Below are 14,454 nucleotides of genomic sequence, written 5' to 3' on the forward strand. Positions count from 1 at the left end.
CGGATCCGACGGCCCTCATGGTCCGCCCCCGGCTCCGGGGCTGTCAAGCCGGACGAGTCCATCCCCTCCTCCCGGATCTGGAGACGGGCAGGCCGAGCCGAAGCCATCCGATCCGCCCTGAGCCCGCCCCCACCTGGGACCGGCCGGTCTCCCCATGGTCTCCGGGAAGAACAGGACGGGGGCGCGACCCGATAAGTCGCGCCCCCGTGTTCGATCTCGCAACCGATCAGGCGGCCAGGCAGCCGATCTGTCGCTCGATCAATGGCGGAAGAGGAACTCCTTGGAGTTGATGAGCACCCAGCCGAGGTCCTCGATCGCCTGGCGGCGGCCCTCGGCGCCGGCGCCGGCGATGTGGGCGACGGCGGCCTCCAGCTCGGCGTCGGTCGGGGGCCGGGAGAGGGCCACGGCGTAGAGGTCGGCGGTGACCTCGGCGGCGGGCTTGCCCGATTCGGCCAGGCGGTGCATCCGGCCGCCGTCGGCCCGGAGCTTGTCGTGTACGGTCGAGCCGCCGATGAGCTGCAAGGCCTGGGAGAGGTTCGAGTCGCTCTCCCGCTCGCACTCGCAGGCCAGCTCCCGGGCGGGTCGGCCGAAGGTCTTGAGGAAAGGGTGGTCCATCTGGCCGTCGGGGATCTCGATCGCGCTCGAGCCGGCGGGCAGGCCGTTGAAGGCGGTCGGCACGTCGGCGACGGACGAGATGGCGTCGAGCAGGACCTCGGCGGGCAGCAGCTTGGTGACGGCGTGCGAGAAGTAGATCTCGTCGTCGGCGTTCAGGTCGTGGGTCCGGGCGCTGAGGCGGTAGGTCCGGCTGGTGAGGATCGTCCGGACGAGGTGCCGCAGGTCGTAGCCGCTGGAGACGAAGTCGGCCGCGAGGTCGTCGAGCAACTCGTCATTGGAGGCGGGGTTGGAGTCCCGGAAGTCGTCGACCGGGTCGACGATCCCCTTGCCCATCACGTGGTACCAGATCCGGTTGACCGTGCTCTTGGCGAAGAAGTCGTTCTCCTCGCCGGTGAGCCACTCGGCCAGCCGATTCTTGCGGGAGTCCTCCCGCTCGTCGTCGCCGTAGACGGGGCCGCCGAGGGCCTTGGGGGGCATCACGGCGTTGGTCCGGGGCTGGCGGACGTCCCCGGAGTCGGCGGCGAAGATGATCTCCTCGTCGGGCAGCAGGCCCGGCTTCTGCTTGACCCGGGAGAAGAAGGCGGCGAAGCCGTAGTAGTCGTCCTGGGTCCAGCGCTCGAAGGGGTGGTTGTGACACTTGGCGCACTGGATCCGGACGCCCAGGAACAGTTGCGCCGTCGTCTCGACCGCCTCCTCGGGCGTCCGGCTGATCCGGTAGTAGTTCGCCGCCGGGTTGTCGAAGGTCGACCCCTCGGCCGTCAGGAGCTGGCGGACGAAGCCGTCGATCGGCGCGTTCTGCTCGATCTGCGACCGGATCCAGCGGTGGAAGGCGTAGGCCCCCTTCGACTTGATCAGCCGGGAGTTCGACCGCAGCACGTCGGCGAACTTCAACGCCCAGAAGTCGTTGAACTCGGGGCGCTCCAGCAGGGTCTCGACGATCTCCTCGTACCGGGTCGGCGAGGGGTCGTCGAGGAACGCCTTCGTCTCCCCGGGGGTCGGCATGACGCCGATCGTGTCGAGGTAGGCCCTCCGGATGAACTCCTCGTCGGTGCAGGGCTCGGAGGGGGCGATCCGCATGCGGTTGAGCTTGTCGAAGACGGCGCGGTCGACCAGGTTGTCGGTCGGCACGTCGACCTCGGCGAACCCGGGGACCTCGACCAGGTGCGTCAGCCGGACGACGGCGACCAGGTCCAGGTAGTGGGCGATGACGGCCACCTCGCCCCGCTTCTTGAACGAGACGAAGCCGGAGGCGTCCACCTCGGCGATGTCGGTGTTCGAGGAGCCGTAGTAGCAGATCGGGGTCACGTCCCGGGTCGAGCCGTCGGCGTAGCTCACGCGGGCGACGACCTGCTGGGAGATCGCCGGGGCGTGCAGGATCCGATCGCCGGGGACGATCTCCAGGGAAACGGCCCTGGGGCTCTCGGGGTCGTCCTTCACCCCCTCGGCGATCCAGTCCCGGAGGAACTCGAAGGTCTTGGTGTCCCGGAAGAGGCGCTGGCCCCCCTCGTGGGCGATCAGGCCGAGCGGCTTGGTGAGGATCATGCTGTTATCCGGGTCGAAGGGGTCGACCCGGCGACCGGCGATCTCCCGGCTGAGGACCCGATAGTCCTCGTCCGGCAAGTAGCCGAGCAGGCTGAGGCGGAAACCGCCCTTGCCGGTCGGGGTGCCGTGGCAGGCCCCCGTGTTGCAACTAGCCTGGCTGAGGGCGGGCATCACGTCGTGGCGGAAGCTGACCGGGTCGGGGGACCCCATCTGCTGGACCGTGACGGTCGTCCGGGCCTCGACGCTGCCGCCGGAGGCGACGATCCGGGCCTGCCCGTCGGCGACCGGGACGACGCGGCCCCGGGGGTCGACGACGGCGACATCGGGGTCGAGGCTGGCCCACTCGACCAGCCGGGTGAGGTCCCGGACCGATCCGTCGGGGTCGGTGGCGGTGGCGATGAGCTGGGCCGTCGCCCTCCGGCCGGAGAGCACCGCATCTCCCGGCTCGACCGCGAGGGAGGCCGGCTGTCCGATCGACCCCCCGGGCTGCCCGTCGTCGGCGACCGCCGGGGAAGGCCCCGAGAGGGTCAGGGCGACCAGGACGGGCCAGGGCCCGCGGAGAATCCGTCCCGGGTTCGGTCGTCGCAGCATGGGGTCGCTCCCGAAGCGGCTGGCGGAGGAGGAGGAGTGGGGCCCGAGCGGAGGCGGATGGTCGGCCCCTCGGGGGCCGGGCAGGATCGAGTCGGGCGGCGTCCTCCCGGGGATGTCCCGGATTGAGACGCCTTTACCCTAACGTCATCTCGATGGGGGATTCAAGCAAAGCTCCAACAATTTTCCCGACGACATTCAACCCGCAACCGGCCCCGGGGGCAAGCCCGGCCCGAGGGTGGGGTTGCGGGGCCCCGGGGGATCCCTACAATGGGAGCGTGCCGCATCATCGTCGCTCGCCGACCTTCGAGGCCGATTCCGGCCGTCGCGTCTCCCGTCGCGCATCCCCTGAACCGCCCCCCGGTGTGATAGACTGGTTTCGCGATCGTCGTCGCGACGCGCCGATGCCGGCCGCATGTACGTACGGCGCTCGGGCCCGGGCCTCGGGCCCGGGTCGCCACGGGATCGGTCGCCGGGGGCGGAACTTTCCGCCGGGCTCGGTGGTCGAATCGGGTCGGATCAGGACAGGGAGGTGATCATGGTTCCGATCGGGAAGACCGAGCGGACGCCGGGCCGGAGGCTCGGTCCGATCTTCGGGTTCGGGGTGCCGGGGGCGGTGCTCGGGCTGGCGACGGCCTGGATGCTGGGCGCGGGCCCGGCCCGGGGCGTGCAGGCCGAGGGCGGCCCGACCCAGGGGTCGGCCGGCGGCCTGATGGCGCTGACGACCTCGGCCCCGGGAGACCCGGGCGGCACCCGGCTGGTGCTGATCGACCAGCGGACCCAGGCGATGGCGATCTACAAGATCGACGGCTTCAAGGGGGGCTCGATCAAGCTCGAAGCCGCCCGGCAGTTCGGGCCGGATCTCCGGCTCTCGGAGTACAACAACCTGCCCCCGGAGGTCGCGGCGGTCGAGGCGATGGTCGCCGCGCCTCGCCCGAGGGGCATCTCGGGGCAATAATTCACGGGGCTCGCGGCGGGGACCTCCCCTCCGGACGGTTCGACGCGACGCTCCTCCCTCGGCGATCGGCACCGCCGACTTCCACCGAATCGATTCGACCCGGCCGCTCGGCCGCCTGCGAAGCGAGGAGCACGTCCCTATGGCTCAGTTCTACACCCTGGAGGAAGCCGCGCGGGCCCTCGGCATGAACCCCGAGGAGCTGAAGCAGAAGGCCCAGCGCCGAGAGGTGCGGGCCTTCCTCGACAGCGGCTCGTGGCGCTTCCGCGTCTCGGACATCGACGAATTGGCCCGCCGCAGCGGCATGGGCAGCGACCCGGACCTCTCCCTCTCCGACCTCGACCTGATCCCCGAACAGGGGGGCAGCGGCATGGAGAGCGTCGACGAGGACTCCCCGGAGTCGATCTTCAACCTCGGCGTGGCCAAGTCCGACCTCGGCCCCGCCTCCCGGGAGGACGTGCCCTCGCGGGAGTCGGGCTCCGACGCCGACATCCTGCTCGACGACGCCGCCCTGCCGATGGGCAGCGGCTCAAGCTCCCACATCATCGGCATGGAGACCTCGGGCAAGCAGCCGAGCGACTCCGACGTCCGCCTCGTCCCCGAGGACGGCCCCAAGGGGGCCAGCGACTCCGACGTGCAGCTCTCCGGGGAGATCGACGTGGTCCCCCCCATGGGCGGGGGCCGCAGCTCCAGCGACTCCGACGTCACCCTCGTCCAGGAGGGGACCGACGAGTCGTTCGAGGTCTTCGGCACCAAGGACTACGAGGACTCCGGCTCCTCCTTCGCCGGCGGCGGGCTCGGCAGCAGCGGCAGCGGCAGCGGCATCGCCCGGAGCCACGACCCCGGCAGCGGCAGCGGCAGCGACGAGACCACCCTCCGGCCCAGCCCCATCGGCTCGGACGACGAGCTGGACTTCCGGGCCGAGGGCCCGGGCGCCCCGGAGGAGGACGACAGCGACTTCGAGCTGACCCCCTCCAGCGTGATCGACGCGCTGCAGCCGGAATCCGGCAGCGACTTCGAGCTGACCGCACTGGACGCCAGCGACGAGTTCGACGCCGCCGCCCCCCGGCCCAGCGACTCGGACGTCACCGGGGCCGAGCCGTCGACCTCCGGCGTCAACCTCGGCCGGCCCAGCGACTCGGGCATCAACCTCCAGCAGATGGGCGGGCTCGACGACGCCGACTCGATCGAGCTGGCCCCGCTGGGCGACGAGGACGAGCCCAAGAAGGCGCCCGCCCCCAAGGCCAAGCCCAAGCCGGCCGCCGCCCAGCGCCCCGACCCCTCGGCCACGGCCATGCCCGGCTTGGCCCCCGATTCCGACCCCTCCGCGACCGCCCTGCCGGTGCGGGCCGAGGGCCAGAAGGACATCTTCGAGGACACCGACTTCGAGGTCGACGCCCTCGACAGCGGCGACGACAACACGATGCAGCTGGACGCCAACAGCGACTTCGACCTGGACGAGAGCGACTCGGCCTCCGAGGTCTTCGCCGTCGACGAGGAGGACGTGGACCAGAGCGCCGCCACCGCCCTGGGGCCCGGCATCGCCGGCGACGACGAGGACGACGGCCTGGGGGACGCCGTCGAGGCCGAGCTGTCCGCCTCCGAGGAGATGGAAGGCGTCGGCTGGGACGAGCCGGCGGCCGCCTCCGGTGCCGCCGCCGCCACCTCCTCGGCCGCCGGCCGGCGCTCCGCCCTGCTCTCCGACGCCGGCGGGCCGCCCTGGGGCGGCGTCTGGGTCGGCGTGCTCTGCGCGACCACCGTCCTGATGATGGTCCTCTCCTTCATCACGATGGACGTCGTCCGCAACCTCAACAGCTTCCAGAGCGACACCCCCGTCGCCTCCGGGCTGGTCAACGTGATCGCCGGGGGCGAGTGACCCTCGGCCTCCCTCCCCGATCGAACCGGCCCCCCGACCCGATCCCCCGGGTCGGGGGGCCGTCCTCGTCCGGGGGGGCGGAGGGGCCCGGGGCGCGACCCGGGGCGAATTCGGGCGACCCATCCGGGGCCGGGCATCGTACCGGGGACGGGGCGGGCGCGACGCGTCCTCCCCCCGACCGCGAAGGGGGGCGGCGGGGCGGGGCCCGCATAAACGACGCTTTAACTTGACGCAAACCCTGGTCGTTCCGAATAATCGACCTCGAAGGCCCGCGCCCCTCCGCGACCGAGTCCCTCCCCCGTGACCCGACCCGAGCGAAGGAGTCCTCCCCGATGCGAATGAGCCTCTCCGCCCTCTGCGCCGCCCTGGTCGTCGGCGCCGCCGCCCACGCCTCCGAGCCGGTCCAGGTCCAGGGCCACTACCTCGAGGCCCGGACCGCCGACGTCTTCACCGGCCCCTGCTTCTCCAACTCCGAGGTCTTCATCGTCGGCGACCGCGCCGTGATGGCCTGGAAGGTGACCGAGGGCTCGTTCGAGGGCGTCGACCTCGCCGGGCTCGGCGTCGCGGCGGCCGTCAAGGGGACCTCGACCTTCTCCGAGGACCGCCCCGAGCGGGCCGAGTCCGTGCTGATCGTCGACGAGCGGGCCGACGCCCGGCAGCGGGCCGCCCTGGCGGCGATGGCCCGACGGCTCGGCGGCGGCCGCCTGGACAACGTGGTCGCCGTCGAGGTCGCGTCGATCGACCTGAGCGTCGACGAGCACTGCCACCTGGAGGCCCACGGCCCCTCCCACAAGGCCCACATCATGCCGCTGGCCCCGCCGGCCCGGTTCCAGGCCGCCGGCCTCGCCGAAATCGCCACCCGGCCGCTCGACGCCAATGACTGCCTCTGCGGCAACGAGGTCATCGCCTACGAGCCGCTCGCCGAGGGGGTCGAGGTCCTGCCGGCCTACACCCTGGGCCACTCCTTCCGGGGCGAGGGCCTGGACAGCACCTGGGCCTCCCCGAATGCCCGGAGTAGCTTCGTCGGCCGGTTCGCCTACTGAGCGGGCGATCGAGCCGGCCCCGACCGGCATCGAGCCGGATCCCGGGCCCGCCGGCCGCGGTCCCCGAGGGGACGCCCGGCGGGCCTCGTCCTTCGAGGACCCGCCCGAACGACCTCCCCCCACCCACTCCTCCCCGAACGAATCGAACCGGAGGGATCGAACGCTCATGCGTGCGACGTTCGCCATCGTCTGCTCGGCCCTCGGCCTGGCCCCGACCGGGCCTCCCGCGACGGCCCAGGACTCTTACCGCGTCGAGGCGCTCGCCGAGGCCCCCCCCGAGGAGATCGCCGCCCCGGTCCGGGAGGCGCTCCAGCAGGAGGGCCTCCGGGTCCTGGACGCGGAGGGGACGCCGGTCGTCGACCTCTGGCTCCGCAAGTCGGTGCCGGCCGCCGAGGCGCCGGGCGGCCCGTCCGGGTCGATCCTGCTGCCCTTCCTGGAGGCGGGCCAGCTCGTCGGGGCCATGAGGCTGGAGGGGGAGGCCGGCGACTACAAGGATCAGGTCATCCTGCCCGGCGTCTACACGATGCGGTACGGGTTGCAGCCGGTCGACGGCGACCACCTCGGCGTCAGCGAATTCCGGGACTATTTCCTGCTCTCCTACGCCGACGAGGACGTCGAGGTCGAGCCCGTCTCCCAGGAGGACCTCCAGATCCTCAGCAGCGGCCCCTCGGGGACCACCCACCCCTCGGTCTTCCTCCTGTTGCCCGCCCCCGAGGGCGCCGAGGCCCCCTCGATCGTCCGGGACGAGCAGCAGGGGCGCACCGGCGTCCTGCTCTCGATGCCCTTCGAGGTCGACGGCGAGGACGCCCCCCGGCCCCTGGCCGTGCAGGTCGTCGTCGAGGGTGCCGGGCCCCACTGATCGATCCGATCGCCGACCCGATCGGCCGGTCGCCGTCGGGCACGCCGGGCGGCCGCCGGGGCCGCCCCGGCTCCGGCGCCCCGGCCGGGCTCGGCGAGGCGGTCCCCGGGCGATCCCGACGATCCGCCCCGCACGGAGAGTGCCCCCAAGGATGCCCCTGATCGCCCTGGTCGCCCTCTTCGTGGCCTTCTGGTCGCCGGTCTCGCCGGCCCCCGGGGGCGTCCCCGGCCCCGGCGGTGCGGACGCCCTGGGGCGGGCGTTGCTGGCGATGACCGCCGTGGCGACGGTCGGGTCGATCTCGGCCCTGGTCGGCGGGCTGATGGCCCGCCGGGTGGCCAGGGCCGGGCCGACGCTGGAGGACCGCCGGAGGCTGGCCCGGGCCTCGCTCGGGCTGGAAGTGCTGGCGGTGGTCGCCTTCGGCCTGGTGGTCCACCTGGGCCGATGGCCGGAGGCCGTCGCCGTCGGCATGGGCCTCTCCGGCTGGACGATCGCGGAGGAGGCGGTCGTCCTGCTGCCGTTCCTGCTGATGTTGCTGGCCGCCTGGTCGGGGCTCTACCAGGCGGACCGGGTGCTCAAGGCCTCGGGGATGCGGGGGGTGAAGCATTCCTGGCTGGCGGGCTACCTGGTGTTCAAGGCGAGGCAGGCGCTCGGCCTGGTCCTGCCGGTCGCGGTCCTCTTCGCGGTGGTGCAGGATCTCCAGGGGTGGATCTCCCCCGGGGGGGACCCCGCGGCCTGGGTCTCGCTCGCCCTTTATGCCGGGCTCGGCGCGACCATCCTGGTGCTCTCCCCCGCCTTCGTCCGCCTGAGCTGGCCGGCCAGGCCGATGCCGCCGGGGCCGCTCCGGGACCGGCTGGAACGCCTGGCCCGCCGCTTCGGGTTCCGGTACACCGACATTCTGGTCTGGGACACCGGCGGCGGCCTCGTCAACGCCGGGGTGACCGGCGCCACCCCCTGGTTCCGCTACGTCCTGCTGACCGACGCGATGGTCGAGAACCTCTCCCCCCGGGAGATCGAGGCCGTCTTCGGCCACGAGGTCGGCCACGTCGCCCACCGGCACCTCGCCTACTTCGGGCTGTTCTTCCTCGGCACGATGGGGGTGATGTCGCTGCTGACCAGCGGGATCGACCGCTTCCTGGCGATCGGCTCGCCGATCTGGGCCTGGGGGCGGGACCCGACGGTGGAGCTGGTGGTGCAGGGCGCCGCGGCCCTGGGGTTCGGGGCGGCCTACTTCCTGCTGATCTTCGGCTACCTCTCCCGACGCTTCGAGCGCCAGGCCGACGTCTTCGGCTGCCGGGTCGTCTCCTGCGGCCGGGGGGGCTGCCCCCCCCACCCGGACGTCAACGCCCTGCCCGGCCCCGGGCCGGCGGTGCCCGAGACGCTCTGCCCGGTCGGCATCGGCATCTTCATCGAGGCCCTCTCCAGCGTGGCGATGCTCAACGGCATGGAGCCCCGGGCCCGCTCCTGGCGGCACGGCAGCATCGCGAGGCGGATCTCCTTCCTCCGGGGGCTGGAGGGCCGCCCCGAGGCCGAGCGCCGCTTCCAGGCCCGGCTGGCCGGGCTCAGGCTGGCCGTCGGCCTGGCGCTGACGACGGCGCTGCTGCTCGCCGTCACCACCGGGGCCCTGGGCCGGCTCCACTGAGCCCCCCCCGGCCGGATCGGCCCCCGACTTGAGAAAACCCGACGCCCCGCCTTCTCAGCCCGCCGGGGTTGTGTTAAATTCCCGCGCCCTCGGGGAGGATGCCCGGGGGATCCCGACGACGCAGGACCTCCCCCCCGCGATCGCCGGCAACGCCCGAGGGACGCCCGACACGGAGGTCGCCGCCATGCCCCGATGGCCGATCCGGATCAAGCTGATCCTCGGCCTGAGCCTGGTCGTCGCCATGATGATGACGCTGCTGGCCGGCGCCATCGTCGGCCTGCGCGCCTTCCATCGGAGCAACCTGACGCTCACCGACCAGCTCCGAGAGCTGGGGGCCTCGAAGGACCTGCTCCAGGCGGTCATGCAGCTCGACCTCGACGACCACGAGCTGGACCAGCTCTTCCCCGCCTCCCCCCCCGGGCTGGCCTCGCCTCGCCCCCCGCGGAGGCTCGAGGGCGCTCCCCTGCGGGACTGGCCCGAGCGGCTCCGGGCCGCCCTGCCGGCCGAGGACCCGGAGGGCGCCGCCCCTCCCGCCCCGGCCGACGAGGAGCTCCGACGCGCCTCCGGGCCCTTCGTCACCGTGATCGACGCCGACGCCCGCCGCAAGGAGATCCTCGACCGGCTGCTCTCCCGGATCCGGGCCGCCCGGCAGGCCCTCGCCCGGTACTACGCCGAGCTGGAGCGCAACAGCCTCCGGGGCAACCGCTCCGACGGCCGGGAGGAGTTCACGCTCGCCTTCCTCATCGACGAGGACCTCGCCGGCATCCTCCAGCACTTCGAGCCCGACGAGGCCGTCCCGCCGATGACCGAGCGGACCTCGATCTACGTGGCCCGCCACCCCGAGGCCGACCTGCTCAACGCCGGGCCCTGGGAGCCCTACGCCCTGACCCGGGCCCGGCTCGACCGCCTCACCGCCTCGGCCGTCAGCCTGCCGGACAAGCTGCACAGCGACTTCTTCCTGGTGCTGGAGGCCTCGAAGCGGCACTACCAGTCCAGCCGGGTCATCGTCTGGACCGCCGCCCTGGCCGTCCTGGCGATGCTCTGCGGCCTGACGAAGCTGGTGCACCGCTGGGTCTTCGCCCCGATCCGCCTGCTGCACCGGGGGGTCCGGCACGTCGCCCGGGGGTCGTTCGACTACACGATCGACCTGGCCACCGGGGACGAGATGCAGGCCCTCGCCGAGGCCTTCAACGACATGATCGCCCGGCTCGGCGCCAGTTACGCCGACCTCGAGCGCCAGGTCGCCGAGCGGAGCCGCCAGCTCGTCCGCTCCGAGCGGCTGGCCGGCGTCGGCTTCCTCGCCGCGGGCGTCGCCCACGAGATCAACAATCCCCTGGCCTCGATCGCCTTCTGCGCCGAGGCCCTGGAGCACCGCCTCGACCCGGTCCTCAAGGCCGCCGACCCCGAGGGCACCGGCGACGCCCGGGTCGCCCGGGACTACATGAGGATGGTCCAGGAGGAGGCCTTCCGCTGCAAGCGGATCACCGAGAAGCTGCTGGACTTCTCCCGCTGCAACGACATCCAGCGCCAGCGGACGGACCTGGTCGAGCTGATCGACGGCGTCGTCGAGATGATGCGACACATGGGCAAGTACCGGGACAAGCGGATCGTCTTCCAGCCGAGGGAGTCGGTCGTGGCCCTGGTCGACCCCCAGGAGATCAAGCAGGTCGCCCTGAACCTGGTGGTCAACGCCCTGGACAGCATGGAGGCCGGCGGGACGCTCCGGATCGACGCCCGGATGGCCGCCGGGCAGGCCGAGCTGTCCTTCCGGGACGACGGCTGCGGCATGGCCCCCGACGTCCTGGAGAACATCTTCGAGCCGTTCTTCACCCGCCGCAAGGCGGGCAAGGGCACCGGCCTGGGGCTGTCGATCTCGCACCGGATCGTCAGCCAGCACCACGGCGAGATCGCCGCGACCAGCCCCGGCGAGGGCCTCGGGTCGACCTTCACCGTCCTGCTCCCCTCGCAGCCCCTCCCTCCCAGGAGGGACCGGGGCGGCCCCGAGCCGAGCCGGGGGCGGCACCCGCTTTGCACCTCCGCCGCGGCGGTGGGGGGCGACGACGCCTCGACGCCCCCGTCGATCCCCGTCGAAGGATAATCACTCATGCGAAACGCGATCACCCTCGGCCTCGGCCTGGCGACGAGCCTGGCCCTCGCCCCGGCGGCCCCCGCCCAGGACCGGGAGGAGGCCCTCACCGCCAAGCAGGTCGACGACCCGGGCCTGCCCGACACCTACGTCGGCTTCTACAAGATCGTCTCCGGGGAGGACGACGGCGAGCCCCTGCCGGCCGACCGGATCGGCACCCACCTCGTCCGGATCACCGAGTCGCTCATCACCGTGCTCGACGCCGACGAGAACACGCTCTACGCCTGCGAGTACGCCCTGAAGCCGGCCGAGGGGGAGAAGCCCGACCGCCTCGACATGGAGAACACCGGGGGCCCCCCCGGCACCATCGGCGACACCGCCCGGGGGATCATCCGCAAGGGGACCAACGACGAGGGACGCCCCTTCGTCATGCTCTGCTACCGCACCATCGGCGACGACTACCCGGACGACTTCACCACCCGGGCCGATTCGGAGACGAACCTGTTCGTCCTGGAGCCGATCCCCGACCCCGCCAAGGGCGGGGCCGAACCGAAGAACTAGCCCGATCGCCCGGCGACCCGGGACGGTCGGCCCGACCCGGCCGGCCGTCCCGGACGCACGACGGCTGAGGCCGGACGGAACCGGCGACGGGGCCGCCGCACGATCACGGAGGAGGAAGCGGTCATGGACAAGACGCATCAGGGCGGCCTTCGGATCCTGTTCGCCGACGACGAGGCCCACCTGCGGGACCTGATGGAACGCGAGCTGCCCCGGCTCGGCCACGAGGTCACCGCCTGCCCCGACGGCCAGGCCGCCATCCGGGCCCTGGAGCGCGGCCGCTTCGACGCCGCCCTGCTCGACATCCAGATGCCCGGCCTCACCGGCATCGAGGTCCTGGAGAAGTTCCGGCTGCTCAGCCCGGAGACCCAGGTCATCCTCATGACCGGCCACGCCACCGTCGACACCGCCGTCCAGGCCCTCCGCCTCGGCGCCTTCGACTACCTCACCAAGCCCTGCAAGTGGGCCGAGCTGGAGGTGGTCCTCAACCGGATCGCCGAGCGCCGAGACCTGACCAACAAGAACGCCGCCCTGGAGACCCGGCTCAAGGCCGCCGAGGGGGGCTCGCCGATGCTCGTCGGCGAGACCCCGACGATGCAGGAGGTCAAGCGCCTGATCGAGACGGTCGCCCCCACCGAGGCCACCGTCCTGATCCTCGGCGAGACGGGCACCGGCAAGGACCTCATCGCCCGGACCCTCCACGAGCAGAGCCTCCGGGCCGACCAATCCTACGTCCCGGTCAACTGCGGCGCCCTGCCCGAGAACCTGATCGAGTCCGAGCTGTTCGGCCACCGCAAGGGGGCCTTCACCGGGGCCGAGGTCAACCGCAAGGGGCTCTTCGAGGTCGCCAACGGCGGCACCCTGTTCCTCGACGAGGTCGGCGAGCTGACCAAGGGCCTGCAGGTCAAGTTGCTCCGCTTCCTCGAATCCGGGGAGATCCGTCGGGTCGGCGAGAACGAGCCGTTCCGGGCCGACGTCCGGGTCCTCTGCGCCACGAATCGGGACCTCCGGGAGATGGTCGCCGAGGACCAGTTCCGCGAGGACCTCTACTTCCGGATCAACACCTTCGAGATCCACTCCCCCCCGCTCCGGGACCGCAAGGGGGACATCGCCGTGCTCGCCGCCCACATGCTCCGGCGCTACGCCGGCCGGCGCCCCGGCCCGATGCCCGAGCTGACCCCGGAGGCGATCGAGGCGTTGACGGCCCACGACTGGCCGGGCAACGTCCGGGAGCTGGCCAACGCGATCGAGCGGGCCACCATCCTCTCCCGGGGGGGCCCCATCCGGGCCGAGCACCTGCCGACGCAGGGCATGGGCCGCCGGCCCACGCCGCCGATCCCCTCGCCGGCCTCCCCCGCCTCGGCCGTCGGCGGGCCCCACTTCGCCGTGCCGGACGGGACCCCGACGCTCCGGGACCTGGAGATGCACTACATCCAGGTCGTGCTGGAGAAGCACAACGGCAACAAGCCGGCCGCCAGCAAGGAGCTGGGCATCAGCCTGAAGACCCTGTACAACAAGATCAACCAGTTGCAGCAGTCCTGATCCGACCGGGGGCCGTCGGCCGTCCTCCCCGGCCTCGGATCGGGGGAGGACATGCCGATGGCCCGTCGGACGATCTCGGCGACGACGCTCCTGCTCCTCTCGACCCTCGGGATGTCCCCCGGGCCCCTCCCGATGCCCCGGGACCGACGGGCCGATCAGGAGGCGCTCGCCCCCTTCTCCGGGCTGGTCGGCGAATGGAAGGGGGCGGGACAACCCCGAAGGGGCAGCGCGGAGGGGGCCTGGCGGGAGTCGGCCTCCTGGGCCTGGTCGCTGACCACGGACTCGGCCGCCCTGGAGCTGACCGTGGCCGAGGCCGAGGGCGCGATGCTCCGGTCGGCCCGGCTGCGTCCCGACCCCGAGCGGCCCGGCCGCTTCCTGCTCGACGCGACCCTGGCCGACGGCTCAGACCGGCGGTTCTCCGGCGAGCCCGACGACCGGGGTCGGCTCGAGCTCGAGGCGGGGGATCCGGAGGTCGAGGACGGCATCCGGGGCATCTCGATCACGCCCCTGCACGAGACCCGGTTCCTGCTCCTGTTCGAGGGCCGACGGCCCGGCAGCCCGATCGACTCCCGGCTGGCCGAGGTCGGCTACACCCGGCAGGGGGTCACGTTCGCCTCCGGCTCCTCCGGCCCCGAGTGCATCGTCACCGGCGGCAAGGGGACCATCCCCGTCTCCTTCGAGGGGACGACCTATCTCGTCTGCTGCTCCGGCTGCAAGGACCTGTTCGACGAGGACCCGGCCGCGATCGTCGGGGAGTACCGGCATCGTCGGGAGGCGGGCGACCGACCCTGATCGGGTCGGGACGGGACCGGACCCGACGTCATCGGGCGGTCCCGAGATGCCGGAGGACGATGGGGGCGTCGGGGTTCACTCCCCGCCCTCCGCCTCCTCCTCGGCGTGCCGCTTGCGGTTCTCCTCATACTCGGCGAGCCACTTCTCGGCCCGGGGGAGGTCGCCTCGCTGGACGTAGACGCGGGGGTTGCCCTCCCAGGCGCCGAGGAAGTCCTGCATGTCCTGCCCGTCGGAGATGGCCTTGATGCCTTCGGCGTTGAGCTGGTCGGCGATGAACTTGGCCTCCATCAGGCTGAGGGCCTGATAGCAGGGGGTGAGCTCCTCGTTGTCCATGGCTGGGGCCTCTCGGGATGACGCGT

The 14,454-nt window shown here is 72.5% G+C and carries 11 protein-coding genes; 9 read left to right on the forward strand and 2 right to left on the reverse strand.

Annotation, left to right across the window (positions count from 1 at the left end):
* Nucleotides 1-258: 258 nt before the first annotated feature.
* Nucleotides 259-2,748 (reverse strand): DUF1549 domain-containing protein, encoded by a 2,490-nt coding sequence (locus ElP_RS28385; protein WP_145275975.1) that lies wholly within the window; start codon nucleotides 2,746-2,748, stop codon nucleotides 259-261.
* Nucleotides 2,749-3,283: 535 nt separating this feature from the next.
* Here ElP_RS28385 and ElP_RS28390 point away from each other — a divergent pair.
* The 9 genes from ElP_RS28390 to ElP_RS28430 all read left to right on the forward strand — a co-directional run bounded on the left by ElP_RS28390 (nucleotide 3,284) and on the right by ElP_RS28430 (nucleotide 14,095).
* On the forward strand, nucleotides 3,284-3,703 hold the full coding sequence (locus tag ElP_RS28390; RefSeq protein ID WP_145275977.1) for a hypothetical protein: 420 nt from the start codon (nucleotides 3,284-3,286) through the stop codon (nucleotides 3,701-3,703).
* 139 nt (nucleotides 3,704-3,842) lie between these two features.
* On the forward strand, nucleotides 3,843-5,576 hold the full coding sequence (locus ElP_RS28395; protein ID WP_145275979.1) for a helix-turn-helix domain-containing protein: 1,734 nt from the start codon (nucleotides 3,843-3,845) through the stop codon (nucleotides 5,574-5,576).
* Between the two features lie 332 nt (nucleotides 5,577-5,908).
* Nucleotides 5,909-6,619: a DUF1326 domain-containing protein gene (locus ElP_RS28400; protein WP_145275981.1), complete on the forward strand. Its 711-nt coding sequence runs from the start codon at nucleotides 5,909-5,911 to the stop codon at nucleotides 6,617-6,619.
* A gap of 166 nt (nucleotides 6,620-6,785) precedes the next feature.
* Entirely contained in the window at nucleotides 6,786-7,478 is a 693-nt protein-coding gene (locus ElP_RS28405; RefSeq protein WP_145275983.1) for a hypothetical protein, read from the forward strand.
* Nucleotides 7,479-7,629: 151 nt separating this feature from the next.
* Nucleotides 7,630-9,117: a M48 family metallopeptidase gene (locus ElP_RS28410; RefSeq protein ID WP_145275985.1), complete on the forward strand. Its 1,488-nt coding sequence runs from the start codon at nucleotides 7,630-7,632 to the stop codon at nucleotides 9,115-9,117.
* A 184-nt stretch (nucleotides 9,118-9,301) separates the two neighbouring features.
* Nucleotides 9,302-11,215, forward strand: a complete 1,914-nt coding sequence (locus tag ElP_RS28415; protein ID WP_231749294.1) for a sensor histidine kinase — start codon at nucleotides 9,302-9,304, stop codon at nucleotides 11,213-11,215.
* Nucleotides 11,216-11,221: 6 nt separating this feature from the next.
* Entirely contained in the window at nucleotides 11,222-11,764 is a 543-nt protein-coding gene (locus tag ElP_RS28420; protein ID WP_145275987.1) for a hypothetical protein, read from the forward strand.
* Nucleotides 11,765-11,887: 123 nt separating this feature from the next.
* Nucleotides 11,888-13,303, forward strand: coding sequence for a sigma-54-dependent transcriptional regulator (locus tag ElP_RS28425; protein WP_145275989.1), 1,416 nt, complete (start codon nucleotides 11,888-11,890; stop codon nucleotides 13,301-13,303).
* A gap of 57 nt (nucleotides 13,304-13,360) precedes the next feature.
* Nucleotides 13,361-14,095 carry a hypothetical protein gene (locus tag ElP_RS28430; protein ID WP_145275991.1) on the forward strand — a complete coding sequence of 245 codons (735 nt, stop codon included), beginning with the start codon at nucleotides 13,361-13,363 and terminating at the stop codon, nucleotides 14,093-14,095.
* A gap of 75 nt (nucleotides 14,096-14,170) precedes the next feature.
* On the opposite strand, the gene ElP_RS28435 is transcribed toward ElP_RS28430, so the two are convergent.
* Nucleotides 14,171-14,428: a putative signal transducing protein gene (locus tag ElP_RS28435; protein ID WP_145275993.1), complete on the reverse strand. Its 258-nt coding sequence runs from the start codon at nucleotides 14,426-14,428 to the stop codon at nucleotides 14,171-14,173.
* Nucleotides 14,429-14,454: the final 26 nt, after the last annotated feature.

The organism is Tautonia plasticadhaerens (assembly GCF_007752535.1).
Lineage (GTDB): Bacteria > Planctomycetota > Planctomycetia > Isosphaerales > Isosphaeraceae > Tautonia > Tautonia plasticadhaerens.